This window comes from Streptomyces sp. NPDC089915, from assembly GCF_040684675.1.
GTDB lineage: Bacteria > Actinomycetota > Actinomycetes > Streptomycetales > Streptomycetaceae > Streptomyces.
In genome coordinates this window covers 64,202-89,601 of the sequence record NZ_JBFBGN010000003.1, presented here as the reverse complement: position 1 = coordinate 89,601, position 25,400 = coordinate 64,202, and the positions used below count along the sequence as shown (strand labels likewise).

23 protein-coding genes and 1 pseudogene are annotated in these 25,400 nt (G+C 73.7%); 9 read left to right on the top strand and 15 right to left on the bottom strand.

Features of this window, described 5'->3' with window-relative positions; genetic code table 11:
- Positions 1–118: 118 nt before the first annotated feature.
- The 7 genes and pseudogenes from AB0O29_RS02095 to ssd all read right to left on the bottom strand — a co-directional run.
- Positions 119–316, bottom strand: a pseudogene (locus AB0O29_RS02095) (Rv3654c family TadE-like protein); the annotation flags it as partial.
- A gap of 59 nt (positions 317–375) precedes the next feature.
- A complete protein-coding gene (locus AB0O29_RS02090; RefSeq protein ID WP_365144610.1) occupies positions 376–753 on the bottom strand; it encodes a TadE family type IV pilus minor pilin in 378 nt (125 codons plus the stop codon).
- The gene (locus AB0O29_RS02085) at positions 740–937 is read right to left on the bottom strand and encodes a DUF4244 domain-containing protein (protein WP_365144607.1); all 198 of its coding nucleotides are present in this window, start codon (positions 935–937) and stop codon (positions 740–742) included. Before AB0O29_RS02085 ends, AB0O29_RS02090 begins: the two co-directional genes overlap by 14 nt.
- A gap of 86 nt (positions 938–1,023) precedes the next feature.
- A complete protein-coding gene (locus tag AB0O29_RS02080; RefSeq protein WP_365144604.1) occupies positions 1,024–1,803 on the bottom strand; it encodes a type II secretion system F family protein in 780 nt (259 codons plus the stop codon).
- Entirely contained in the window at positions 1,803–2,687 is an 885-nt protein-coding gene (locus AB0O29_RS02075; protein WP_365144601.1) for a type II secretion system F family protein, read from the bottom strand. The genes AB0O29_RS02080 and AB0O29_RS02075 overlap by 1 nt, the downstream gene beginning before the upstream one ends.
- Positions 2,684–3,832 (bottom strand): TadA family conjugal transfer-associated ATPase, encoded by a 1,149-nt coding sequence (locus tag AB0O29_RS02070; protein ID WP_365144598.1) that lies wholly within the window; start codon positions 3,830–3,832, stop codon positions 2,684–2,686. Before AB0O29_RS02070 ends, AB0O29_RS02075 begins: the two co-directional genes overlap by 4 nt.
- Positions 3,829–4,995: a septum site-determining protein Ssd gene (gene ssd / locus AB0O29_RS02065; protein WP_365144741.1), complete on the bottom strand. Its 1,167-nt coding sequence runs from the start codon at positions 4,993–4,995 to the stop codon at positions 3,829–3,831. The genes AB0O29_RS02070 and ssd overlap by 4 nt, the downstream gene beginning before the upstream one ends.
- Before the next feature lie 492 nt (positions 4,996–5,487).
- Between ssd and AB0O29_RS02060 the strand changes: the two genes are divergently transcribed.
- Positions 5,488–6,354 carry an HAD-IB family hydrolase gene (locus AB0O29_RS02060; protein WP_365144595.1) on the top strand — a complete coding sequence of 289 codons (867 nt, stop codon included), beginning with the start codon at positions 5,488–5,490 and terminating at the stop codon, positions 6,352–6,354.
- A 421-nt stretch (positions 6,355–6,775) separates the two neighbouring features.
- Here AB0O29_RS02060 and AB0O29_RS02055 read toward each other — a convergent pair whose 3' ends face one another.
- The gene (locus tag AB0O29_RS02055) at positions 6,776–7,597 is read right to left on the bottom strand and encodes an oxidoreductase (protein WP_365144592.1); all 822 of its coding nucleotides are present in this window, start codon (positions 7,595–7,597) and stop codon (positions 6,776–6,778) included.
- A 109-nt stretch (positions 7,598–7,706) separates the two neighbouring features.
- Here AB0O29_RS02055 and AB0O29_RS02050 point away from each other — a divergent pair, with 109 nt between their 5' ends.
- The gene (locus AB0O29_RS02050; protein ID WP_365144589.1) at positions 7,707–8,717 is read left to right on the top strand and encodes an ATP-binding protein; all 1,011 of its coding nucleotides are present in this window, start codon (positions 7,707–7,709) and stop codon (positions 8,715–8,717) included.
- Here AB0O29_RS02050 and AB0O29_RS02045 read toward each other — a convergent pair.
- The gene (locus tag AB0O29_RS02045; RefSeq protein ID WP_365144586.1) at positions 8,674–9,984 is read right to left on the bottom strand and encodes a hypothetical protein; all 1,311 of its coding nucleotides are present in this window, start codon (positions 9,982–9,984) and stop codon (positions 8,674–8,676) included. The two genes, AB0O29_RS02050 and AB0O29_RS02045, sit on opposite strands and share 44 nt — an antisense overlap.
- A 234-nt stretch (positions 9,985–10,218) precedes the next feature.
- On the opposite strand from AB0O29_RS02045, the gene AB0O29_RS02040 reads away from it, so the two are divergent.
- From AB0O29_RS02040 to AB0O29_RS02020, 5 genes are all read left to right on the top strand, one after another.
- Complete coding sequence (locus tag AB0O29_RS02040) at positions 10,219–12,708, top strand: SulP family inorganic anion transporter (RefSeq protein WP_365144583.1); 2,490 nt, start codon at positions 10,219–10,221, stop codon at positions 12,706–12,708.
- A gap of 240 nt (positions 12,709–12,948) precedes the next feature.
- On the top strand, positions 12,949–14,904 hold the full coding sequence (gene acs / locus AB0O29_RS02035) for an acetate--CoA ligase (protein WP_365144580.1): 1,956 nt from the start codon (positions 12,949–12,951) through the stop codon (positions 14,902–14,904).
- A 223-nt stretch (positions 14,905–15,127) separates the two neighbouring features.
- A complete protein-coding gene (gene nhaA, locus AB0O29_RS02030; RefSeq protein ID WP_365144577.1) occupies positions 15,128–16,576 on the top strand; it encodes a Na+/H+ antiporter NhaA in 1,449 nt (482 codons plus the stop codon).
- 54 nt (positions 16,577–16,630) lie between these two features.
- Complete coding sequence (locus AB0O29_RS02025) at positions 16,631–17,089, top strand: phage holin family protein (protein WP_365144574.1); 459 nt, start codon at positions 16,631–16,633, stop codon at positions 17,087–17,089.
- The gene (locus tag AB0O29_RS02020) at positions 17,086–18,060 is read left to right on the top strand and encodes an alpha/beta hydrolase (protein WP_365144571.1); all 975 of its coding nucleotides are present in this window, start codon (positions 17,086–17,088) and stop codon (positions 18,058–18,060) included. The genes AB0O29_RS02025 and AB0O29_RS02020 overlap by 4 nt, the downstream gene beginning before the upstream one ends.
- Positions 18,061–18,456: 396 nt before the next feature.
- Here the strand turns inward: AB0O29_RS02020 and AB0O29_RS02015 are convergent, their stop codons facing one another.
- The 3 genes from AB0O29_RS02015 to nth form a co-directional block, all read right to left on the bottom strand.
- Positions 18,457–19,659, bottom strand: coding sequence for a MarP family serine protease (locus AB0O29_RS02015; RefSeq protein WP_365144738.1), 1,203 nt, complete (start codon positions 19,657–19,659; stop codon positions 18,457–18,459).
- Positions 19,660–19,672: 13 nt separating this feature from the next.
- A complete protein-coding gene (locus AB0O29_RS02010; RefSeq protein ID WP_365144568.1) occupies positions 19,673–20,392 on the bottom strand; it encodes a CoA pyrophosphatase in 720 nt (239 codons plus the stop codon).
- 116 nt (positions 20,393–20,508) lie between these two features.
- Positions 20,509–21,513, bottom strand: coding sequence for an endonuclease III (gene nth, locus AB0O29_RS02005; RefSeq protein WP_365144565.1), 1,005 nt, complete (start codon positions 21,511–21,513; stop codon positions 20,509–20,511).
- A gap of 182 nt (positions 21,514–21,695) precedes the next feature.
- Between nth and AB0O29_RS02000 the strand changes: the two genes are divergently transcribed.
- On the top strand, positions 21,696–22,370 hold the full coding sequence (locus AB0O29_RS02000) for a Crp/Fnr family transcriptional regulator (RefSeq protein WP_042811540.1): 675 nt from the start codon (positions 21,696–21,698) through the stop codon (positions 22,368–22,370).
- 118 nt (positions 22,371–22,488) lie between these two features.
- A complete protein-coding gene (locus AB0O29_RS01995) occupies positions 22,489–23,298 on the top strand; it encodes a nucleotidyltransferase domain-containing protein (protein ID WP_365144561.1) in 810 nt (269 codons plus the stop codon).
- 52 nt (positions 23,299–23,350) lie between these two features.
- Here AB0O29_RS01995 and AB0O29_RS01990 read toward each other — a convergent pair whose 3' ends face one another.
- The 3 genes from AB0O29_RS01990 to AB0O29_RS01980 are packed head-to-tail and all read right to left on the bottom strand — an operon-like array spanning position 23,351 to position 25,391.
- Entirely contained in the window at positions 23,351–23,644 is a 294-nt protein-coding gene (locus AB0O29_RS01990) for a hypothetical protein (protein ID WP_365144558.1), read from the bottom strand.
- Complete coding sequence (locus AB0O29_RS01985; protein WP_344169459.1) at positions 23,641–24,486, bottom strand: MBL fold metallo-hydrolase; 846 nt, start codon at positions 24,484–24,486, stop codon at positions 23,641–23,643. Before AB0O29_RS01985 ends, AB0O29_RS01990 begins: the two co-directional genes overlap by 4 nt.
- On the bottom strand, positions 24,483–25,391 hold the full coding sequence (locus AB0O29_RS01980) for an NUDIX hydrolase (RefSeq protein WP_365144555.1): 909 nt from the start codon (positions 25,389–25,391) through the stop codon (positions 24,483–24,485). The genes AB0O29_RS01985 and AB0O29_RS01980 overlap by 4 nt, the downstream gene beginning before the upstream one ends.
- Between the last annotated feature and the right edge of the window lie 9 nt (positions 25,392–25,400).

Genomic DNA, 25,400 nt, shown 5'->3' with positions numbered 1-25,400 from the left:
CTGAACCGTCCGCCGGCGGACCGTCCGGCGGCGGACCGTCCGGCCGGGTGGCCGTCGGCGGGCCCGCGCGGGAGCGGGACGTCGGGGCGAAGGGGCCGGCCCGGACGGACACCGTGACCTCGGCCACCTCGCCCCCGACGCCGCACCGGACCACCGCCGCCCCCTGGGCCGCCGCCACCCGCCCGGCCGCCGCGCAGGCGGCCTGCGGGCCGTGCGCCCAGGTGGCTGCCGCCGCGAGGGCCGCCAGATCCGCCGCTGCCCCCGCCCGGTGGCGGGCCACCACCGCCTGCCCGAGCAGCAGCACGCCCCCGAACACGGCCACCAGCGCCGTGGCCACCACGGTGGCCCACACCGTCGCGGAACCCCGGTCCCGGCTCACGGCGGCGGCCCCACGCTGTCCTCGGCCAGGGCCACCGCCCGCGCCCCGATCCGCACCGGCAGCCCGGCCGGCCCCGGGGCGGGCGCCGCCACCCGCACCCGCCACAGGTCGCCGGACCGCTCCACCTCCACCTCCGCCCCCGGCGGGGCGGCCTGCCGGGCGGCCGCCAGCACCGCCCCGGCCGGCTCCGACCGGGCCGCCGCCCGGGCACCGGCCCGGGCGGCGTCCACACACCGGATCTGCGCGGCCGCCGCCATCAGCGCCCACACCAGCAGCGCCGCGAACAGCACCAGGGCGGGAATGACGAGCGCCGCCTCGGCCGTCACATAACCCCGGTCCGCGAGGGCCGACGGCTTTCGCTCAGAAGGGCGCATCGAGCGCCTTCCCGATGGTCGACTGAAGGGCCGCCGAGACCACGTCACTCGTCACCACCTTGTACAGAACAGCGGCGAACGCACAGGCCGCGATGGTGCCCATGGCGTATTCCGAGGTCGACATTCCCGCGTCGCTCCCGCGACCGCTCACAGCCGCCCGCAGACGAAACCAGATGATCCTCATGACAACCTCCTGTGGGATTACGTTCTTGATGTGATTTCAGGTTTGAATTCCGGAACTCCGCACCGGACCCGGCGGACTCCGCGCTTTCAGCCGGCCGACAGCAGACCCGAGGCCATTCCGATCACCACCGGCGCCACCCCGACCGCGAGGAACGCGGGGAGGAAGCACAGCCCCACCGGCGCGGTGACGAGCACCGCGGCCCGCTGCGCCCGGGCGCCCGCCCGCCGGGAGCGGTCCGCCCGCAGGGCCGCCGCCAGCCGGGAGACCGGCTCCGCCGCCGGCGCCCCCGTCCGCGCGGCGCGCTCCAGGCACTCCGCCAGCCCCCGGGCCCCGGGTATGCCCGCCAACCTCCCCCACGCCGCGCCCGGTTCACCGCCGAGCCGCAGCTCCGCCCCGGCGAGCGCCAGCCGCTCGCCCACCGGGCCGCCCAGCGACTCCCCCACCACCTCGGCCGCCTCCACCGGGCCCGCGCCCGCAGCCAGACAGGCGGCCAGCAGGTCCGCCGCGAGCGGCAACTGCCGCTCCGCCTCCCGCGGATCGACCCCGGCGGGCGGCCGGGGCCGCGCCGACCACCACCGCACCCCGGCCGCGGCGGCGCACCCGACCGCCGGCCCGAGCACCCCGCCGATCAGCACCCAGCCCGCCAGCAGCGCCCCGGCCGGCCCCGCCCAGGCGGCCACCGCCGCACGCACCCGGCCACTCCGCACCGGACCGCCCCGCACCGGCTCCGCCGGCCGGAAGACGGCCGCGAGCCTGCGCCGGGCGGCCCGCCGCCCCAGCCGCGCCGCCACGGCGGACGCCAGGCACCACACCCCCACCGCCAGGCACAGGGCCATCCCCAGCCTGTGGACCGCCGGCACGCCCATCACCGCTCCCCCGTCCGCACGATCCGCCGGCACCACAGCAGCCCCAGCGCCTCCAGCACCCCGCCCGCCGCCAGACAGCCCCACCCCACCGGGGAGTGCAGCAGCACCTTCAGCGGATCCGCGCCGAGCGCGGTCCCCATCAGCAGCCCCACCAGCGGCAGCAGCGCGAGCACCACCGCCGTCGACCTCGCCCCCGCCAGCTGGGCGCGCAGCGACTCCCTCCGGTCCCGCTCGGCCCGCAGGGCCCCTTCCAGCCGGTCCAGCCCGGCCGCCAGACCTGCACCGCCGTCCACCGAGACCCGCCAGCAGGCCGCCATCCCGGCCAGCCCCTCCGCGCCCGGCTCCCGCGCCGCCTCATGGAGTGCGGAGGACACGTCCCCGCCGAAGGCCGCGGCCGCCAGGACGGCCGCCTCCGCCGGACCCGGGCCCCCCGGGCCGGCCGCCGTACGCCGTATCGCGGCCGTCAGCGCCTGCCCCGGCTGGGCTCCGGCCCGCAACTCGCCGACCACGGCCCCGCACAGCTCCACCACCCCGGCGGCCCGGGCGTCCCGGGCCCGCTCCCGCTCCCGGGCCCGCAGCCACCGCCGCAGCAGCGGCACCGAGGCCGCCCCCAGCACCAGCGGGATCACCGACCCGCCCAGTACGGCGACCAGCAGACCCGCCGCGAGCCCCGCCCACTCCCGCCACCGCGAGGCCCGCGCCCGCACCCCGGCCGCCATCCGCCACCCGGGCGACGGCCCGGCCCGCTCGACGGGGACTCCCCCGGCCAGCACCAGCCGGGCCCGGCGGGCCGCCCCGTCGCCCCCGGCCAGCCCCCAGGCGGCCGCCCCGGCGCAGAGCACCCCGGCGAACACCGGCACCGACCCGAGCGCCCCGGCGTTCACCGCGCACCCCGCAGCAGCGGGCCGAGCCGCTCCCAGCCCCGCTCCCGCACGAAGCCGCGGGCACCCCACCGCAGCGCGGGCACGGTCACCACGAGCCCGGCCGGATCCCGCTCCAGCACATGGACCTCGGCCACCTTCCGGCGCCCCGACCGCTCCCGGGACAGATGGACCACGAGGGTCAGCGCGGCCGCCAACTGGCTGTGCAGGGAGGCCCGGTCGAGCCCGGCGGCGGTACCGAGCGCCTCCAGCCGGGCGGGCACGTGCTCGGCGGCGTTGGCGTGGACCGTCCCACAGCCCCCTTCATGACCGGTGTTCAGGGCGGCCAGCAGGTCGGCCACCTCGGCGCCGCGCACCTCGCCGACCACCAGCCGGTCGGGGCGCATCCGCAGGGCCTGGCGGACCAGGTCGGCCAGGGTGACCAGTCCCGCGCCCTCCTGGTTCGCGGGCCGGGTCTCCAGCCGCACCACATGGGGGTGGTCCGGCCTCAGTTCGGCGGAGTCCTCGGCCAGCACGATCCGTTCGGCGTGACCGACCAGTCCGAGCAGGGCGCTGAGGAGGGTGGTCTTGCCCGTGCCCGTCCCACCCGAGACGAGGAAGGACAGCCGGGCCTCGACCATCGCCCGCAGCAGCCGCTGCCCGCCCGGCGGCAGGGTCCCGGCGGCGACCAGCTCGTCGAGCGTGAACGCCTTGGGCCGCACCACGCGCAGCGACAGGCACGCCGACCCGACGGCCACCGGCGGGAGGACGGCGTGCAGCCGGGTGCCGTCCGGCATCCGGGCGTCCACCCAGGGCCGGGCGTCGTCCAGCCGCCGCCCGGCGACGGCGGCCAGCCGCTGGGCCAGCCTGCGCACGGCCTCGGCGTCGGGGAAGGTCACCGCCGTCAGCTCCAGCCCGCCGCCCCGGTCCACCCACACCCGGTCCGGGGCGGCCACCAGCACGTCGGTGACCCCGGGGTCGTCGAGCAGCCGCTCCAGCGGGCCCGCGCCGACCAGTTCGGACCGCAGTTCGGCGGCCACGCCGAGCACCTCCGCGTCCCCGAGCAGTCGTCCCTGTGCCCGCAGGGCCGCCGCGACCCGGGCCGGTGTGGGCTCCGCGCCGCTCTCGGCCAGCCGCCGGCGCACGGCGTCGAGCAGGACCGCGCTCATGCCGGCACCCCCTGCGCCGGGCCGAGCGCCCGCTGCCAGAAGCCGTCGCAGAACCGGGCCAACGCGCCCCGCGCCCCCGGCGGTTCCCCTTCGGCCACCCGCCCCGGGAGCCCCACCTCCACCGGCACCTCGCCGGCCAGCGGCGCCCCGAGCAGCCCCGCGACGGCTTCGGCGTCGAGCCCCTGGCGGCAGCGGCCCCGTACGACGACGCGGACGTCCCGGGCCACCATCCGCACCCCGGCGGCGACCCGGCCCGCCGCCGCCACGGACCGCAGCTCGCCGGGGACCACCAGCAGGACGAGGTCCAGCTGGGCCAGCACCTCGGCCACGGTCTCGTCGATCCGCCGGGGCAGGTCGACCACGACCACCCCGCCCCTGCGGCGGGCGGCGGCCACGACGGACCGCATCGCGGCGGGCGGCACCACCACCCGGTCGCCCCGGTCCCAGCTCAGCACCCGCAGCGCGTGCAGTTCGGGCAGGGACTCCTCCAGCGCGCCGGCCCCGACCCGGCCGCGCGAGGCGGCGAAGTCCGGCCAGCGCAGCCCCTCGGCACCCTCACCGCCGAGCAGGACGTCCATGCCGCCGCCGAGGGGGTCTCCGTCAATGAGGATGGTGCGCTCCCCGGCGCGGGCCGCGCGGAGCGCGAGGGCGCAGGCGAGGGTGGAGGCGCCGGCGCCTCCGCTGCCGCCGATGACCCCGACGGTGAGGGCGGGCCGCCCGGCCCCTTCGACCACGTCGGCGAGGCGGTCCACGAGCCGGTTCTCGGCTTCTGGCAGCCGCAGCACCTCCTCGGCGCCGATCCCCACCGCCCGCTGCCAGACGAAGGGGTCGTCGAGGTCGCGGCCGACGAGGAACACCCCGTCCCGCCGCGGCGCCCCGCGCACCCGGCGGGCGGCGTCGTCCCCGACGAGGACGAGTGGGGCGGTGTCCCAGCCGACGCCCGCGCGAGCCCCGGCGGCGCCCGCGTCACTCCCGCCACCGGGGTCACCCCCGGTTCCGCTTTGCTCAGGCACCGCATGGTGCACGTGCGGCTCGGCGCCGGCGGCGGCGCACAGCCGCAGCAGGTCGTCCAGGAGCAGCGGGTCCTCGGTGATGATCAGCGGCCGCCCGCCGCCGGGCCCGGCCCCCGCGGCACGGGCGGACGGCCCGCCCCCACCCGCCACGACGGGCTCCAGCGCTTCACACGACTTCGATCCAGCCACGATCTCCGCCCCCTTCTCACTGCAAATCCACACGCCGCGGACTTCGCGGCTGGAATCACGGTGGAGGGATCCGGAAAAAGAAGTGGATCTTGCTCGAAAACTGTGGACGGGAAGGCGCTTGTGAATATCTTCGCCACCCCCGCGGGTGAGTTCCGGAGTGCGCCGGAACGACTACGCAGCGTCACGCGTCAGAGGGGGTGAGGGCCGGCGCAGGGCGGGCCCGTCGAGAAGGAAGGGCCGGGAAGATGTCCGTCGGAACACCGAAGTGTGGGGCGCAAACCGCGTCCGGACATGCGACGACCCCCGCCGGGGGGGAGAGCGGGGGTCGTCCCCACGGTCCGACTCGGGGGGGGAGGAGCCAGACCGGGTTAGCACGGTCGCGAACGATCCGTGACTTCCATGGTGTACCCGAGAGCCTTCTCAGGCAAACCCACGCGCCACACCTTACGCCGAATGGTGGGCGCATATGCTCGGTGCGTGGAAAATCAGCCCTTGCCGCACTCCTCGCCTCGGACCGCCGCCTTCTTCGACCTGGACAAGACGGTCATTGCGAAGTCCAGCGCCCTGACGTTCAGCAAGTCCTTCTACCAGGGCGGCCTGATCAACCGTCGGGCCGTCCTGCGGACCGCGTACACCCAGTTCATCTTCCTGGCCGGCGGCGCCGACCACGACCAGATGGAGCGGATGCGCGAGTACCTGTCCGCCCTCTGCAAGGGGTGGAACGTCCGGCAGGTGCGGGAGATCGTGGCCGAAGCGCTGCACGACCTGATCGACCCGATCATCTACGACGAGGCCGCGTCCCTCATCGAGGCCCACCACACCGCGGGCCGTGACGTGGTGATCGTGTCGAGCTCCGGCGCCGAAGTCGTCGAGCCCATCGGCGAGATGCTCGGCGCGGACCGGGTCGTCGCCACCCGCATGGTGGTCGGCGAGGACGGCTGCTTCACCGGGGAGATCGAGTACTACGCCTACGGCCCGACCAAGGCGGAAGCGGTGCGCGAGCTCGCCGAGTCCGAGGGCTACGACCTCGCGCGGTGCTACGCGTACAGCGACTCCATCACCGATGTACCGATGCTGGAGGCCGTCGGGCATCCGCACGCGGTCAACCCCGACCGGGCCCTGAGGCGCGAGGCGGTCGCGCGGGAGTGGCCGGTGCTGGTGTTCAGCAAGCCGGTCCGGCTGAAGCAGCGCCTGCCCGGGCTGTCCGTGCCCGCCCGCCCCGCTCTCGTCGCCGCCGTCGCGGTCGGCGCGGCCGCCGCCACGGCCGGGCTGGTCTGGTACGCGAGCCGCCGGCGGGCGGCCGCCCTCACCTCGGCCTGAACCCCGGGAGACTTGCCCCGACCTGGGGCGATACGGGTGTCCGAATGGACCCGGATCGTCCCGGAAAGTAAAGAACCCGGGCCAGGGGTTTCACTCCGCTCCGAAGCGAGGTACAAAGGAGTCACGGCCCGCGAGACCAAAGAACATCCGAGAGGATCATCTTTAAAACGCAGTAAGGCCCACGGACCGAAGCAGGAACGCCGAGCACCCACGCGACGTCGACCCGTCGATTACGGGCCAGCCGCACCAGGCCACGGGCAAAGTACCCGGCCTGATGGGCACCATCGAGGACGCTTGGTAACTGGGCGTGAATGCCAGCGGCGACACCAGAGCAGTACGGTGTCGCCGCAACCCTTTGCCCGGGCCCGCCTGCCGCCGGACCCGCGCCAGCCCCGCGCCGGCCCCACCCGCGCGTACCGCCCTACGCCGCGCCGCGCTGGAGCGCCTCGCACACCGCCGTCGACTCGCGCGCACCGAGCTCGATCGCGCGTCCGCAGTGCGCGATCCAGGCCGCCATCCCGTCCGCCGTACCGGACACGTACCCCTTGAACGCCTCCAGGTAGGCCTCCGCCCCCTGTTCGGCGTGGCCGACCTCCGCCGGGCAGATCGCCTTCGGGTCCAGACCGCTGTTGATCAGCACGATCCGCTCCGCGGCACGCGCCACCAGGCCGTTGTGCGAGCCGAAGGGCCGCAGCGCCAGCAGCTCGCCGTGCACCACCGCCGCCGTCACCAGGGCCGGGGCCGACCCGCCCGCGATGACCACGCGGGACAGCCCGTCGAGCCGCCCCGCGACCTCGTCGGCGTCCGGGAGCGGGAGGTCCACCAGCGGCTCGTCCACCGGCTCACCGGCCAGTCGCGGCCGGCCCACCACGTCCCCCGCCTCCGCCCGGCCTGAGGCGACCAGGTGCAGCCGGGCGAGCACGCGCATCGGGGACTGCCGCCAGATGCTCAGCAGCTGGCCGCCCTCCGCCGTCAGACGCAGCGCCGCGCCGACCGTCAGCGCCTCCGGGTCCGCGCCGAAGTCGGTCCGGCGGCGCACCTCCTCCAGCGCCCAGTCGGCCCCCGAGAGCGCCGCACTGCCCCGGGCGCCGCGCAGCGCGGCCTCCGAGGTGATCTCCCCGCCGCGCCGGCGCATGACCCGGTGCCCGTAGACCCGGTCCACGGCCTTGCGTACGGATTCCACGGACTCTGCGACGCCCGGGAGGGCACCCAGGGCCGCCAGCGGGTCAGAAGCGCTACTCATAAGTAGGGAGCCTACGCACTGCGGACCCATAGCACCGACCCCTCCTTGGAGTGGTCTTCTTCACTCACCTTGACCACACCCCGCTGTCGAGCCACTACGCTTGGTGAACATGAAGATCGCTTTCGTGGGAAAGGGCGGCAGCGGCAAGACGACGCTGTCCTCCCTCTTCATCCGCCACCTCGCAGCCGGCGCGGCCCCCGTCGTCGCGGTGGACGCCGACATCAACCAGCACCTCGGAGCCGCCCTGGGCCTCGCCGAGGAGGAGGCCGCCGCACTGCCCGCACTGGGCGCGCACCTGCCCCTGATCAAGGAATACCTGCGCGGGTCGAACCCGCGCATCGCCTCGGCCGACAGCATGATCAAGACGACGCCGCCCGGGGCCGGTTCGCGCCTGCTGCGGGTGGACGAGGACAACCCGGTCTACGAGGCCTGCGCGCGGACGGTGCTGCTGGACGGCGACCCCGTGCGCCTGATGGCGACGGGCCCCTTCACCGAGTCGGACCTGGGGGTGGCCTGCTACCACTCGAAGGTCGGGGCGGTCGAACTCTGCCTCAACCACCTGGTCGACGGGCCGGACGAGTACGTCGTCGTCGACATGACGGCCGGTTCGGACTCCTTCGCCTCGGGCATGTTCACCCGCTTCGACATGACCTTCCTGGTCGCCGAGCCCACCCGCAAGGGCGTCTCCGTCTACCGCCAGTACAAGGAGTACGCCCGGGACTTCGGGGTGTCGCTGCGGGTCGTCGGCAACAAGGTGCAGGGGCCGGAGGACATCGAGTTCCTCCAGGACGAGGTCGGCGAGGACCTGCTGGTCACCTTCGGGCACTCGGACTGGGTGCGGGCGATGGAACGGGGCCGCCCGGCCCCGTTCGAGCTGCTGGAGGCGACCAACCGGCTCGCCCTGCAGGCCCTCCGGGAGGCGGCGGAGGACTCCTACTCCGGCCGCGACTGGGGCAAGTACACCGAACAGATGGTCCACTTCCACCTGCGCAACGCGGAGAGCTGGGGCAACGCCAAGACCGGGGTCGACCTGGCGGAGCAGGTCGACCCCGGCTTCGTCCTCCACGAGGGCCTGGTCAGCCCTCGTCGGGCTCTCCGGCCGACCCCGCAGCCGGCTTGACCTTGCCCGGCGCCGGGGCGGCCGGGGCGGCCGGCGGCCCCGCGGTGAGGAACTTGGTCCAGCCCTCCTTCGGCGCCTGGCCGACCTCCAGGCCGCGCAGCCAGTCGAGCGTCTTCGGGTCCTGGGCGTCCAGCCAGTCGGCCAGTTCGCGGAAGGGCACGCAGCGGACCTCCGGCCGGCCGCACATGCTCTTGATGGACTCCTCGACGGCGTGCATGTAGGTGCCGCCGTTCCACGACTCGAAGTGGTTGCCGATGATCAGCGGTGCGCGGTTGCCCTCGTAGGCCCGGTCGAAGGCCTGCTTGAGGCCGTCGCGCATCTGGTCGCCCCAGTACTGGTGCTGGGAGGGGTCGCCCTGGGTGGTCGTACCGGACTGGTTGACCATGTAGTTGTAGTCCATGCTCAGCGTGTCGAAGGCCCGGCCGGGCATCGGCACCAGCTGGAGCGGGAGGTCCCACAGCCCGTCCGTCCTCTTGGGCCAGACCTGCTTGCTGATCCCGCTGGAGTCGTAGCGGAAGCCCATGTCCTTGGCCGCCAGCATGAAGTTCTTCTGGCCTTCGAGGCAGGGGGTGCGGGCGCCGATGAGCTCCTTGTCGTAGTCGAAGGGGAGCGGGTCCATCTCCTTCAGGCCGGCGTTCGTCTTCCAGTTCTTGACGAAGGACTTGGCCTGGTTGATCTCGCTCTTCCACTCCTCGACGGACCAGGTGCCGACGCCGCCGTCCGGGCCGCAGAAGTGGCCGTTGAAGTGGGTGCCGATCTCATTGCCCTCCAGCCAGGCCGCGCGGACCTGGGTGGCGGTGTCCTTGATGCCCTGGAGGTCGCCGAAACCGATGTCGGAGCGGCCCGGCGAGTGCTGCGGCGCGGTGTAGAGGGAACGCTTCTCCTCCGGCAGCATGTACACGCCGCTGAGGAAGTACGTCATCCGCGCGTTGTACTCCTTGCCGACCTCGCGGAAGTGCGAGAAGAGCTTCTGGCTGTCCTCGCCGGCCCCGTCCCAGGAGAACACCACGAACTGCGGGGGCTTCTCACCGGGCTTCAGCTTCTGCGGCTTCCGCACGTTCGGCTGCGGACCGGTGTAGGCGGTCGAACCGTCGCCGATGGGACGGTTGACGCTGCCGGGGGCCTCGGGGGCGGCGGCGCCCTTCCTCCCGTTCGGCGCGCCGGGGGCCGCGCGGTCCGCGGACCCCGAGCCGCTGCACCCGGCGGCGCACAGGACCAGGGCCGTGGCGACCAGCCCGCCGGCGATCTTCTTCGTGGCGGCCATCATCCGCACACCTCTCCCTCGCAGTACCGATGCAGGACGTTCGCGACGCAACGTCCCATGCGGTGCGGTTTTAGGAAGGTGTGACAAGCCAGACAAAATGCTTAATCACCCTCAAGGGTGGGTTTCTAGGCTGTTTGCCCGTATTACCTCCCTCTCTTCTTTACTCTCCATTACCATCCATTTACCGAGTGTTGAGACTCCCGCCGCTTCATCCCTCCCCAGAGGAGACGGGACCCCATGACAGCCACCGCATCAGCCCCATCCGCCACCCGGCAGCCACCGGGCGCGAGGAACTTCCGCAAGGACCTCCCGGCCGACCTGTCCGCCTCCGCAGCCGTCTTCCTGATCGCCCTGCCGCTCTCCCTCGGCATCGCCCTGGCCACCGGCGCCCCCCTGCAGGCGGGGCTGGTGGCCGCGGCGGTGGGCGGGATCGTGGCCGGCCGGCTCGGCGGCGCGCCCCTCCAGGTGAGCGGCCCCGCCGCCGGACTCACGGTCGTGACGGCCGAGTTGATCCAGCGCTACGGGTGGCGCACCACCTGCGCCATCACCGTCCTCGCGGGCTGCTGCCAGCTCGGGCTCGCCTTCCTGCGCACCGCGCGGTCCGCGCTCATGGTGAGCCCGGCCATCGTGCACGGGATGCTCGCCGGCATCGGGGTGACGATCGCGCTGGCCCAGCTGCACATCGTCCTCGGCGGCACCCCGCAGAGCTCGGCCGTGGCCAATGTGGTCGGCCTGCCCGCCCAGTTGGCCGATCCGCATCCGGCCGCGCTGGCGGTGAGCGCGCTGACGCTGTGCGTCCTGCTCGGCTGGAACCGGCTTCCCGGGCGGGCCGGCCGGGCCCTGCGGAAGGTGCCGGCCGCGCTGGCCGCCGTCGCCTCGGCCACGGCGTTCGCGGCCCTGGCCGGACTCGCCCTGCCCCGGGTCGACCTGCCGTCCTGGAGCAGCCACGCGCTGCCGGAGCTGCCCGAGGGGCCGGTGCTCGGGCTGATCGCCGCCGTCCTGACGATCACGCTGGTCGGCAGCGTGGAGTCCCTGCTGTCCTCGGTCGCCACCGACAAACTGATCGCCTCCGAGCGCGGTACGGAGGACCGTCCGCCCCGTGCCGACCTGGACCGCGAACTGCGCGGCCAGGGCGCGGCCAACATCGTCTCCGGGCTGCTGGGCGGACTGCCCGTCACGGGTGTGGCCGTGCGCAGCGTGGCCAATGTGAAGTCGGGTGCCGTCAGCCGGAAATCAGCCATGTTCCACGGGCTCTGGGTGGTGCTCGCGGCCGGGCTGCTCGTCCCGGTCCTGGACCTGATCCCCCTCGCGGCCCTGGCCGCGCTGGTGATGTTCGTCGGGGTCCAGATGGTCAGCATCACGCACCTGCGGACGGTCACCCGGCACCGCGAGGTCCTCGTCTACGCGACCACGATCGCGGCCGTGGTGCTGGGCGGGGTGCTGGAGGGCGTGGCCGTCGGGATCGCGGTGGCCGTGGCCCTGGCGCTGCGCCGGCTGGCCCGGACCCGGATCACGGTCGAGGAGTCCGGGGCCGGCCACCGGGTCACGGTGCGCGGGCAGTTGACCTTCCTGGCGGTCCCCCGGCTGAGCCGGGTGCTGAACCAGGTGCCGCACGGCGGGCACGCCGTGGTCGAGCTGGACGGCTCGTTCATGGACCACGCCGCCTACGAGACCCTGCACGACTGGCAGGAGTCGCACCTGGCGCACGGGGGCTCGCTCGAACTGACCGGCCGGGGCGGCGCGGCGTTCTCCGGCGCGGCGTTCTCCGGCGCGGCCGCGGAGGCAGCGGGCGGCCTCCCGTCCGGCGGGGACGGCGGATCCGGCGCCCGGGCCGGCGCGGCGTCCGGCGGACACCGGGCCGAGGCGGGCCGGGGGGCGCACCACTGCTGCCGCCCGTGGACGCCCTGGCAGAACCACTGCGACCACCGGGCCGCCCCGGCCGCGTCCACCGCCCCGGCGGGAGGTGGCGGCGCCACCGGGGCCGAGAGCGCGGAACTCCGTACGGTTCCCGGCGCGCCCGGGGTCCCCGGCGCCTCGGCGGCGGCCGCCGTACGGCCCGGGGCGGGGCAACTCGCCAGCGGGATCGGCGCCTTCCAGCGGGACACCGCCCCGCACGTGCGGGAGGAGCTGGCCCGGCTGGCCCGCGAGGGGCAGCGGCCCTCGCAGCTCTTCCTGACCTGCGCGGACTCCCGCCTGGTCACCAGCATGATCACCGCCAGCGGCCCGGGCGACCTGTTCACCGTGCGCAACGTGGGCAATCTCGTCCCGCTGCCCGGTGCGGAGTCCGGCGACGACTCCGTCGCGGCGGCCATCGAGTACGCCGTGGACGTGCTCCAGGTCTCCAGCATCACCGTGTGCGGGCACTCGGGCTGCGGGGCCATGCAGGCCCTGCTCAACTCCCGGCCGGGTGCTCCGGTCACCCCGCTGACCCGCTGGCTCAGGCACGGTCTGCCCAGCCTGAAGCGGATGGGCAGCCGGCACCACGCCTGGGCCCGGATCTCGGGACGGCTCCCGGCCGACGCGGTGGAGCAGCTCTGCCTGACCAACGTGGTGCAGCAGCTGGAGCACCTGCGGGCCCACGAGTCGGTGGCCCGGCGACTCGCCGAGGGAACGCTCGAGCTGCACGGGATGTACTTCCACGTGGGTGAGGCCCAGGCCTACCTCCTGTCCGCCGGGGAGGACTTCTTCGACTGTCGGGTTTTCGACAGTGTCGGCCAGAACGCCTGACCAGAGGCCCTCTCGAACCGATACCCTCCCGTATCCGTGCAAGCTGTCGGCCCCTTGCCCGCGCCCGTCGCGGGAAGGGGCCGTCGGCACGCCCGCGACGGCGGGCACGGGCCCAGTCGTGGTATAGGTCTAAACCAATTTTCGGCAACCCCTTGTCACCTGGGCGTCTGACTGATGAGCTGTCCCCGGGGACACAGCTATGCCCGGGGGACAACGGACACCCTGGGAAAGGGAGATGTCGTGAGCAACGAAAGCCTGGCCAACCTGCTGAAAGAGGAGCGGCGGTTCGCACCGCCCGCCGATCTGGCCGCCACCGCGAATGTGACCGAGGCCGCCTACGCGCGGGCCGACGCGGACCGGCTGGGCTTCTGGGCCGAGCAGGCCCGACGGCTTTCCTGGGACACCGAGCCCACCGAGACGCTCGACTGGAGCAACCCGCCCTTCGCGAAGTGGTTCGCCGACGGCAAGCTGAACGTCGCGTACAACTGCGTGGACCGGCACGTGGCGGCCGGCAACGGCGAGCGCGTCGCCATCCACTTCGAGGGCGAGCCCGGCGACAGCCGCTCGATCACCTACGCCCAGCTCAAGGACGAGGTCTCGCAGGCCGCGAACGCCCTCACCGAGCTCGGCGTCCAGGCGGGCGACCGGGTCGCCGTCTACCTGCCGATGATCCCCGAGGCCGTCGTCGCGATGCTCGCGTGCGCCCGCGTCGGCGCCGCGCACTCGGTGGTCTTCGGCGGCTTCTCCGCCGACGCCGTCGCCTCGCGCATCCAGGACGCCGACGCCAAGCTGGTCATCACCGCCGACGGCGGCTACCGCCGCGGCAAGCCCAGCGCGCTCAAGCCCGCCATCGACGAGGCCGTCGCCAAGTGCCCGCAGGTCGAGCACGTGCTCGTCGTCCGCCGCACCGGCCAGGACACCGCCTTCACCGAGGGCCGCGACGTGTGGTGGCACGACCTCGTCGGACGCCAGTCCACCGAGCACGCCCCGCAGGCCTTCGACGCCGAGCACCCGCTCTTCATCCTCTACACCTCGGGGACCACGGGTAAGCCCAAGGGCATCCTGCACACCTCCGGCGGATACCTCACGCAGGCCTCGTACACCCACCACGCCGTCTTCGACCTGAAGCCGGAGAGCGACGTCTACTGGTGCACCGCCGACATCGGCTGGGTCACCGGGCACTCCTACATCGTCTACGGCCCGCTGGCCAACGGCGCCACCCAGGTGATGTACGAGGGCACGCCGGACACCCCGCACCAGGGCCGGTTCTGGGAGGTCGTGCAGAAGTACGGCGTCACCATCCTCTACACCGCGCCCACCGCGATCCGCACGTTCATGAAGTGGGGCGACGACATCCCCGCGAAGTTCGACCTGTCGAGCCTGCGCGTGCTCGGCTCGGTCGGCGAGCCGATCAACCCCGAGGCCTGGATCTGGTACCGCAAGCACATCGGCGGCGACCGCTGCCCGATCGTGGACACCTGGTGGCAGACCGAGACCGGCGCGATGATGATCTCCCCGCTGCCGGGCGTCACCGCGACCAAGCCGGGCTCGGCCCAGCGCGCCCTGCCCGGCATCGGCGCCACCGTCGTCGACGACGAGGGCCACGAGGTCCCGAACGGCGGGGGCGGCTACCTGGTCCTCACCGAGCCGTGGCCGTCGATGCTGCGCACCATCTGGGGCGACGACCAGCGGTTCATCGACACCTACTGGTCCCGCTTCGAGGGCCGCTACTTCGCGGGCGACGGCGCCAAGAAGGACGACGACGGCGACATCTGGCTGCTGGGCCGCGTCGACGACGTGATGCTCGTGTCGGGCCACAACATCTCCACCACCGAGGTGGAGTCGGCGCTCGTCTCCCACCCCTCGGTCGCCGAGGCCGCCGTGGTCGGCGCGGCCGACGAGACCACCGGCCAGTCGATCGTGGCCTTCGTCATCCTGCGCGGCAGCGCCTCGGAGACCGAGGGCCTGGTCGCGGAGCTGCGCAACCACGTGGGCGCCACGCTCGGCCCGATCGCCAAGCCGAAGCGGATCCTGCCGGTGCAGGAGCTGCCGAAGACCCGCTCCGGCAAGATCATGCGCCGTCTGCTGCGCGACGTGGCGGAGAACCGCGAGGTCGGTGACGTCACCACGCTCGCCGACTCCTCCGTGATGGACCTGATCCAGACGAAGCTGCCCAGCGCCTCCGACGAGGACTGACCCGCGGCGGGCTCGAACCGCCCTGGAGGGCGTCCGGCGCACAGCGCGCCGGACGCCCTCCATCCGTTTAAGGTGAAGATCACCCGATACGACCGAACGGACCCTGTAAAATATGAGAAGCGTCAAGATTTGACGCTCTAAAAGTCTCTACGTCTCTGGGTGCGCCGGGAAGTCTGGTCGGCAACTGCATGTGTCATGCCGTCGACCGACCGGAGGTTCCCCCGTGGCCGCCACGCCCGCTCCCCGCCGCAAGCTGCTCGGACGCCTCTCCCTCCCCGAGCGCCGCTTCGTCGCGGACGCGCTGCGCACCGAGACCGTCGGCGGCGTGCTCCTGCTGGTGGCCGCGATCGCCGCCCTGCTGTGGGCGAACATCCCGGCCCTCTCGGGCGCCTACGACAGCGTCCGGTCCTTCCACATAGGCCCCGCCTCCCTCGGCCTGGACCTCTCGCTCCAGCACTGGGCGGCCGACGGACTGCTCGCCGTCTTCTTCTTCGTCGCCGGCATCGAGCTCAAACGCGAACTCGTCGCGGGCGACCTGCGCGACGCCAAGGCCGCCGCGCTCCCCGTCGTCGCCGCGCTCTGCGGCATGGCCGTACCGGCCCTGGTCTACCTGCTGGTCAACACCCTCGGCGGCGGCTCGACCGACGGCTGGGCGGTCCCCACCGCCACCGACATCGCCTTCGCCCTCGCCGTCCTCGCGGTCATCGGCACCTCGCTGCCCTCCGCGCTGCGCGCCTTCCTGCTGACCCTGGCCGTCGTCGACGACCTCTTCGCCATCCTGATCATCGCGGTGTTCTTCACCAGCAGCATCGACTTCGCGGCGCTGGGCGGCGCCGTGGCGGGCCTGGTCCTCTTCTGGTTCCTGCTGCGCTCCGGCGTCCGCGGCTGGTACGTCTACGTCCCGCTCGCCCTGGTCAACTGGGGCCTGATGTACAACAGCGGGGTCCACGCCACCATCGCCGGCGTCGCCATGGGCCTGATGCTGCGCTGCACCCGCCGGGAAGGGGAGGCCCACTCCCCCGGCGAGCACATCGAACACCTGGTCCGGCCCCTGTCGGCGGGCCTGGCCGTACCCCTCTTCGCGCTGTTCTCCGCCGGGGTCTCGCTCTCCGGCGGGGCGGTCGCGCAGGTCTTCACCCGCCCGGAGACCCTCGGCGTGGTCCTCGGCCTGGTCGTCGGCAAGACGGTGGGCATCTTCGGCGGCACCTGGCTGGCCGCCCGCTTCACCCGGGCCGAGCTGAGCGAGGACCTGGCCTGGCCCGACGTGCTGGCCGTGGCCTCACTCGCCGGCATCGGCTTCACCGTCTCCCTGCTGATCGGCGAACTCGCCTTCACCGAGGACCCCGTCCTCACCGACGAGGTCAAGGCAGCGGTCCTGCTCGGCTCGCTGATCGCGGCGGTCGTCGCCGGCGTCATGCTCAAACTGCGCAACCGCAAGTACCGCGCCCTGACGGAGGCCGAGGAGCGCGACGAGGACAACGACGGGATCCCGGACATCTACGAGGAGGGCAACCCGGAGTACCACCTGCGGATGGCGCGGATCCACGAGGAGAAGGCCGCGGAGCACCGCCGCCGGGCCGCCGCCACCGCCCTGGCGGTGGACCCGGAGCCGGGCGACGGCGCGGGCGAAGCAACGGGCGGGTCCAGCACGCGGGCCGACCGTCCGGCATGATCTGACTGACGACGGAGGACAGCCGCCGGCAGACGACGACAGAGGGAGACAGAGATGAGCGCAGTGGACCAAGGGGCTCCGGGGGCCGAGCGGACCCTGGGCCAGCTCGTCGCCGCGGCCACCGCCGAGATGTCCGCCCTGGTGCACGACGAGATCGCGCTCGCCAAGGTGGAGATCAAGCAGGACGTCAAGCGCGCGGGCATCGGCAGCGGCGCCGCGATCGCGGCCGGCGTGCTCGTGCTCTTCTCCCTCCCCGTACTGAGTTTCGCCGCGGCCTACGGCATCCACAACCTCGGTCTCGGGCTCGCCTGGTCCTTCCTCATCGTCGGCGGCGCGTTCTGGCTGCTGGCGGGCCTGATCGGGCTGCTGGCGGTGGCGAAGTTCAAGAAGATCAAGCCGCCGGTGAAGACGATGGACTCCGTCAAGCAGACGGCGGCGCTGGTGGGAACCGTCAAGCCGCATCCCCGGCCGTTCAGTGACCAGGCCGTGGGTGTGGGACGCTCGTCCTCATGACAGCCCCCTCGCCGGACTCCAGCACTCCGCCCACCGCCGCCACGGCGGTACGGATCGCCCTGCCGGACGGCAGGGCGGTGACCCACCGGGACGTCGCCGCCAACGGCGCCCGGTTCCATGTCGCGGAGCTCGGCGACGGGCCGCTGGTCCTCCTGCTGCACGGCTTCCCGCAGTTCTGGTGGACCTGGCGGCACCAGCTGACCGCCCTCGCGGACGCCGGGTACCGCGCGGTGGCGATGGACCTGCGCGGGGTGGGCGGCAGCGACCGCACCCCGCGCGGCTACGACCCCGCGAACCTCGCGCTGGACATCACCGGGGTCATCCGGTCCCTCGGCGAGCCCGACGCCGCCCTCGTCGGGCACGACCTCGGCGGCTACCTCGCCTGGACGGCCGCCGTGATGCGGCCCAAGCTGGTGCGCCGGCTGGTCGTCTCCTCCATGCCGCACCCGCGCCGCTGGCGCTCGGCCATGCTGGGCGACCTCGGCCAGACCCGGGCGAGCTCCCACATCTGGGGCTTCCAGCGGCCGTTCGTCCCCGAGCGGCAGCTGGTCGCCGACGACGGGGCCCTCGTGGGAGAGCTGATCCGCGAATGGTCCGGGCCCCGGCTCCAGGAGGACGGCGCGGACGAGGAGGCGCTCGGCGTGTACCGGCGGGCGATGTGCATCCCGTCCACCGCGCACTGCTCGATCGAGCCCTACCGCTGGATGATGCGGTCGATGGCCCGCCCGGACGGGCTCCAGTTCTACCGCCGGATGAAGCGGCCCGTACGGGTGCCGACGCTGCACCTGCACGGCTCGCTGGACCCGGTGATGCGCACCCGCAGCGCCGCCGGATCCGGGGAGTACGTCGAGGCCCCCTACCGCTGGCGGCTCTTCGACGGCCTGGGGCACTTCCCCCACGAGGAGGACCCGGCCGCCTTCTCCGCCGAGCTGGTGAACTGGCTCAAGGACCCGGAGCCTGACCGCCCCTGACGGGGCTTTGGCCAATACCTGACGGGCCGGTGACCGGTTCCTGACGGGCCCGCAGTTTATCCGTACGACGGTCTTACGGTCTTTCAATTGCCCGGCGCATAGGCCAATTGGCCGCCCCGGACGGGGTTACCGACCTTGGAGGCCGGGCACAGCTCGTTGTATGGGCTGGACGCACGACCACGGTGACACCGCACGCGAACGCCGCTCGGCCACGGTGCCGGGTACGCACGACAGGGGGGCCGGCCGGGAAGGCCACGACCCCCGGCTCGGGATTCCGCGCATCCTGCGCCGCCGCGCCCGCTGGGTGTCGGCGCGCCTGCGCCATCCACGGGTGTAGCGGCGCGCCGCTCCCTCCTGCCCCGGGCCGGACCCGGGACGGGAGGAGGCGGCCCGGGGTCAGAGGGCGCAGCCCTGGGTGTCGACCCGCCGGTCGGCGATCCTGCCGATCCGGATGTCGTCCCGGATCTCGTCCGCCGTCAGGGCGTACCCGGTGTTCGGGTCGTCCAGCGACTTCGCGAAGACGACCCCGTACACCCGGCCCTCCGGCGTGAGCAGCGGGCCGCCGGAGTTGCCCTGGCGGACGGTCGCGTAGAGCGAGTAGACGTCGCGGCGGACGGTGCCCCGGTGGTAGATGTCCGGGCCGTTGGCGTTGATCCGGCCGCGGACGCGCGCCGCGCGGACGTCGTAGCCGCCGTTCTCCGGGAAGCCGGCGACGATCGCGTCGCTGCTGCTCGTCGCGTCCTTCTCGGTGAACTCCAGGGCCGGGGCGCGCAGCTTCGGCACGTCGAGGACGGCGATGTCGCGCTCCCAGTCGTAGAGCACGACCTTGCCGTCGTAGAGCTTGCCCTCGCCGCCGACCTGCACGGTCGGCTCGACCACCCCGCCGACGACATGGGCGTTGGTCATCACCTTGCCGGGGGCGAAGACGAAGCCGGTGCCCTCCAGGACCTTGCTGCAGCTGGGCGCCGTGCCGACGACCTTCACGATGGAGAGCCTGGCCTGCTGGGCCACCACGCTGCCGGCGAGCGCCGGGTCGGGCGGCTTCACCTCGGTGATGGGCTCGTTCGAGAAGGGGCTGAAGACCTGCGGGAGGCCGTTGCGGGCGAGGGTGGAGCTGAAGTCCGAGAACCAGGTGTTGGCCTGGGCGGGCAGCACCCGCGACACGCCCAGCAGCACCTTGGAGTTGCGGACCTCCTTGCCCAGCGTGGGCAGCGAGGTCCCGGCCAGGGCGGAGCCGATCAGCCAGGCCACCAGCAGCATCGCGACGACGTTGACCAGCGCGCCGCCGGTCGCGTCGAGCGCGCGCGCCGGCGACCAGGTGATGTGGCGTCTGAGGCGGTTGCCCAGATGCGTGGTCAGCGCCTGCCCGATCGAGGCGCAGATGATGATGACCACGACGGCGATCACCACGACCGTGGTGGACACCTGGGTGCCGTTGTCCGTCACCCGGTCCCAGATCAGCGGCAGCAGGGACACGGCGATGAGACCACCGCCCAGGAACCCGATCACCGACAGGATGCCGACGACGAAGCCCTGGCGGTAGCCGACGATCGCGAACCACACGGCCGCGAGCAGCAACAGGATGTCCAGCACGTTCACGAGGGTCACCGTCTCATGCGTGCCAGTCGAGCGGGACCTGACGTGAGCGGTCCCACGGGCGCTCCCATCCGGCGTAGTGCAGGATCCGGTCGATGACGCCGGCGGTGAAACCCCAGACCAGAGCCGATTCCACGGTGAAAGCGGGCCCCTGATGGCCCCTCGGGTGGACCACGGTGACCCGGTGGGCGGGGTCCGTGAGATCCGCCACGGGCACCGTGAAGACCCGGGCCGTCTCCGCCGGGTCCACGGGGCCGACCGGCGAGGGCGCGCGCCACCAGCCGAGGACCGGGGTCACGACGAACTCGCTGACCGGGATGTAGAGCCGGGGCAGGACGCCGAAGAGCTGCACGCCCTCCCGATCCAGGCCGGTCTCCTCCTCGGCCTCGCGCAGCGCGGCGCGCAGCGGGCCGGTGGTGTGCGGGTCGCCGTCCTCCGGGTCGAGGGCGCCGCCGGGGAAGGAGGGCTGGCCCGCGTGCGAGCGGAGGGTGCCGGCGCGCTCCTGGAGCAGGATCTCGGGGCCGCGCGGGCCCTCCCCGAAGAGGATCAGCACGGCGGACTGGCGGCCCCCGCCGTCCTCGGGGGGCAGGAAGCGGCTGAGCTGGCGGGGCCGGACCGTCCGGGCCGCCTCGACGACGGGGTCGAGCCAGCCGGGCAGGCCGGCGGTCGTGAGCGCCGGCCCGGCGGCCCGGCGCTCCGCCTCCGCCGTCGTGTCGTCCTGCGTACCGCTCGTCATGGGCAACCCCTGTCCGTGTTCTCCCCGTCCGCTGAACGCGGCCCGGGTACCGATTCGTTCCGCCGGGGGCGCGCGGCGGCGCGGCCGCGCTCCCCCGGGCGGCACCCGTGCCCCGCTCAGGGCTCCGTACGGGCCCCCAGGGGCGCGGCCGGGAGGCCCGGGTAGTCCGGGGGCGGGGAGAGCCGCTGGCCCGGCTGGCCGCCCTTCTCGTACTTCAGCAGCTTCTTCGCCTTCTCCGGGTCGGTCTCGCCCTCCCCGTAGGCCGGGCAGAGCGGGGCGATGGGGCAGGCGCCGCAGGCGGGCTTGCGGGCGTGGCAGATCCGGCGGCCGTGGAAGACGACGCGGTGCGAGAGCATCGTCCACTCGCTCTTCGGGAAGATCGCGCAGATCTCCGCCTCGACCTTCTCCGGGTCCTCCTGCTCGGTCCACTTGAACCGGCGCACCAGCCGTCCGAAGTGGGTGTCGACGGTGATCCCGGGGACCCCGAAGACGTTGCCGAGGACGACGTTCGCCGTCTTGCGGCCCACTCCCGGCAGCTTGACCAGGTCCTCTATCCGGCCCGGCACCTCACCGCCGAAATCGTCGCGCAGCGCCTGCGAGAGGCCCATGAGGGACTTCGCCTTGGCCCGGAAGAACCCGGTCGGCCGAATGATCTCCTCCAGCTCCTCCGGCACGGCCGCCGCCATGTCCTCGGGGGTGGGGTAGGCGGCGAAGAGGGCCGGGGTCGTCTGGTTCACGCGCAGGTCGGTGGTCTGCGCGGAGAGCACGGTGGCGACCAGCAGCTCGAAGGGGTTGCGGAAGTCCAGCTCCGGGTGGGCGTACGGGTACACCTCGGCGAGCTCGCGGTTGATGCGGCGGGCCCGGCGGATCATGGCCAGGCGGGACTCGGGCTTCGGCGCCGCGGGCGCCTTGGCGGGTTTCACGGCCTTCGCGGCTCCCGCGGCCCCGGCGGCACCGGCCTTCGTCACCGCCCGCGTTTTCTTGGCCGAAGCTTTGCCCTGGGGGGCAGGTCGGGCCTTTTCGGACGTCGCCGCGGGGGCCTGTTCGCCCACGGCTGAATTCTGGGCCGCCGTCACTCCCGCGGACCCCTTGGCCTGTGCTCTCACCGGCATATTGGACACCCGGCCAGCCTAAGGCCGGGGCCTGACACCCCGCCCGGACCTCAGGTAACACCACCCCGATCGGCCTCTCGCCGCACAGCACGCCCGTCCGTCCGGCATCCTTGTGATTGATCGCACTGTTTGAGCCGTCCGGCAAAATGGGGAACGGTCCCCACTGGCCGGTCGACATAGGAGAGAGACTCGTGGACGACGTTCTGCGGCGCGCCCCGCTCTTCGCGGCGCTCGATGACGAGCAGGCCGCGGAGCTCCGCGCCTCCATGGGCGAGGTGACCCTCGCACGCGGTGACGCCCTGTTCCACGAGGGCGACCCCGGTGACCGGCTGTACGTCGTGACCGAGGGCAAGGTGAAGCTGCACCGCACCTCCCCCGACGGCCGCGAGAACATGCTGGCCGTCCTCGGCCCCGGCGAGCTGATCGGCGAGCTGTCGCTCTTCGACCCGGGCCCGCGCACCGCCACCGCCACCGCCCTGACCGAGGTCAAGCTCCTGGGCCTGGGCCACAGCGACCTCCAGCCCTGGCTGAACGCCCGGCCCGAGGTCGCGACCGCGCTGCTGCGCGCCGTCGCCCGGCGCCTGCGCAAGACCAACGACCAGATGTCCGACCTGGTCTTCTCCGACGTCCCGGGCCGTGTGGCCCGTGCGCTCCTCGACCTGTCGCGCCGCTTCGGCGTCCAGTCGGAGGAGGGCATCCACGTCGTCCACGACCTGACGCAGGAGGAGCTGGCCCAGCTCGTCGGCGCCTCGCGCGAGACCGTGAACAAGGCCCTCGCCGACTTCGCCGGCCGCGGCTGGCTGCGCCTGGAGGCCCGCGCCGTGATCCTGCTGGACGTGGAGCGGCTCGCCAAGCGCTCGCGCTGACGTAGCGCGGAGTTCTACGGAGGGGCCCCGTCCGGCTGTCGGACGGGGCCCCTCCGCGTGCGCGGCGCCGGCGGTAAATGCGTGGGGCCAGGGGGGTCCGGCGTGCAGAGTGGGGCCCATGGAGCGCAGAGGGCTGGACGCGGACGGGTACATCGAGCGGGAGGGTTCCCTCGGGCGGATCCAGCCCGCGTTCGCGGACCTCGTCGCCGCCGCGCGCGGGCGGCTCGTGGAGGCGTACGGGGGCCGGCTGCACAGCGCCTACCTGTACGGCTCGGTGCCGCGCGGCACCGCCCGGCCCGGAATCTCCGACCTCGACCTGCTGATCGCCCTGCACCGGGAGCCCGCCGACGAGGACCGGGACACGGCCGAGGTGCTGGGCCGCGGGCTCGACCAGGACTTCCCGGCGATCGACGGCGTCGGGATCCTGCTGTACGGCAAGGACCGGCTGCTGAGCGAGGGGGAACGGTACGACCTGGGCTGGTTCCTGGCGTGCCTGTGCACCCCGCTGCTCGGCGCCGATCTGGCCGAGCACCTCCCCCGGTACCGTCCCGACGGCCAGCTCGCCCGCGAGACCAACGGCGACCTGGCCGCCCTGCTGCCCCGGTGGCGGGCCCGGTTCGAGGCCGCCTCGGAGCCCGCCGAGTTCCGCCGGATGAACCGGTTCTTCTCCCGGCACCTGGTGCGGACCGCCTTCACGCTGGTCATGCCCGAGTGGGGCGGCTGGACGAGCGACCTCACCGAGTCCGCCGAGGTCTTCGGCCGCTACCACCCCGAGCGGGCGGCGCAGCTGCGGGAGGCGGCCGCCGTGGCCCTGGCCCCGGTCGGGGACCCGGACGTGGCGCGCAGCTACCTGGACGACCTCGGGCCCTGGCTGGCCGCCGAGTACACGGCGCGGCACGGCACGAAGGCCCCGCGCCCGGAGGCCTGAGGCCGGAGCCCTGAGGGCTGAGGGGTGAGCCCTGAGGGCTGAGGGCTGAGGGCTAGACCTTGAGGTCGAGGGACTCGACGGCCTTCTTGGCCTCCGCCAGGCCCGCGCCGGTGGTCTCGCGGTAGGCCTTGATCGCCGAGACGGTCCGGCCCTCGCGCATCAGCGCCCGTACCGCGTCCATCCCGGCCGGCTCCGGCTCCTCGATGCCCAGGTGGTCCAGGACCAGGCCCAGCCGCCGCTCCAGCCGGTCCGCGCGGTCCTGGAGGGCGCGCATCCGCAGGGTCACCGTCGAGGTGATCCATCCCGCGGCCGCGAGCAGCGCCATCAGGACGTACAGCGTGTTCATTCAGGTCCCCCCGGGATCAGTCCGTGATCGCGAAGGTACTCGAGCTGGGCCCGGACGGACCATTCGGCGGCGGGCCACAGGGAGCGGTCCACGTCCGCGTAGACGTGCGCGACGACGGCCTCCGGGGTGAGGAGGCCGTCCTCGACCGCCGTCTCGACCTGGGCGAGCCGGTGGGCGCGGTGGGCCAGGTAGTACTCCACGGCGCCCTGGGCGTCCTCCAGGACCGGCCCGTGCCCCGGGAGCACGGTGTGGACCCCGTCGTCGACGGTGAGGGAGCGCAGGCGGCGCAGGGAGTCCAGGTAGTCGCCCAGGCGGCCGTCGGGGTGCGCGACGACCGTCGTACCGCGGCCGAGGATGGTGTCGCCGGTGAGCACGGCCCGGTCGGCCGGCAGGTGGAAGCAGAGGGAGTCCGAGGTGTGCCCGGGGGTGGGCACGACCCGCAGCTCCAGGCCGCCGGTGCGGATCACGTCCCCGGCGGCCAGGCCCTCGTCGCCCAGGCGCAGCGCGGGGTCCAGTGCGCGCACCTTGGTGCCGGTCAGCTCGGCGAAGCGGCCGGCGCCCTCGGCGTGGTCGGGGTGGCCGTGGGTGAGGAGGGTGAGCGCGACGCGCTTGCCGGCCTGCTCGGCGGTGGCGATGACGGCCCGCAGGTGCGCCTCGTCGAGGGGGCCCGGGTCGATGACGACGGCGAGTTCGGAGCCGGGCTCGGAGACCAGCCAGGTGTTGGTGCCGTCCAGGGTCATGGCCGACGGGTTGGGCGCCAGGACGTTGACCGCACGGGCGGTGGCCGGTCCGGAGACGACCGTTCCGCGGGGCTGGCCGGGCAGGGCGGCTGCGTCGGTCATACGGGGCCTCCTCCGAGGGTGACGCGCTTGGTGAACTCGTCGTGGCCCGGCCAGCTGAGCACGACCACCCCGTCCTCCAGCACGGCCTCGGCCAGCACCGGAGCGAGGTCCTGGGCGCCGGCCGCCGCGAGGGCGTCGGCGGCGGCCCGGTACGGCTCCAGGGAGCGCAGGGTGGAGATGGTGGGCGGCATCATCAGCAGCTCGCCCGCGTCGTAGCCGTCGGCGGCGTCCCGGGGGCGGATCCACACGGTCCGGTCGGCCTCGGTGGAGGCGTTGCGGGTGCGCTGGCCCTCCGGGAGGGCGGCGACGAAGAACCAGGTGTCGTAGCGGCGCGGCTCGAACTCGGGGGTGATCCAGCGGGCCCACGCCCCGAGCAGGTCGGAGCGCAGCAGCAGGCCGCGGCGGTCGAGGAACTCGGCGAAGGACAGCTCGCGGCCGACGAGGGCCTCCCGGTCGGCCTCCCAGTCGTCCCCGGTGGTGTCGCCGACGACGGTGCCGGGGGTCTCGCCGGCGAGGAGGACGCCGGCCTCCTCGAAGGTCTCGCGGACCGCGCCGCAGACGATGGCCTGGGCGGTGGCGGCGTCGGTGCCGAGGCGGGCCGCCCACGCCTCCTGGTCCGGGCCGGCCCAGCCGATGCGGTGGTCCTCGTCGCGGGGGTCGACCCCGCCGCCGGGGTAGGCGTAGGCGCCGCCGGCGAACGCCATGGAGGCGCGGCGGCGCAGCATGTGCACGGCGGGGCCGGCGGGGGTGTCGCGGAGCAGCATCACCGTGGCGGCGCGCCTGGGCTCCGCCGGGGTGAGCGCGCCTTCCGCGAGGGCGCGGATGCGGGCGGGCCACTCCGGGGGGTACCACTGGCCTCCGGCGGGGGGCTCGGGCGAGGGCTGTCCGTGCTGACCATTCGGCATGGCCGGATG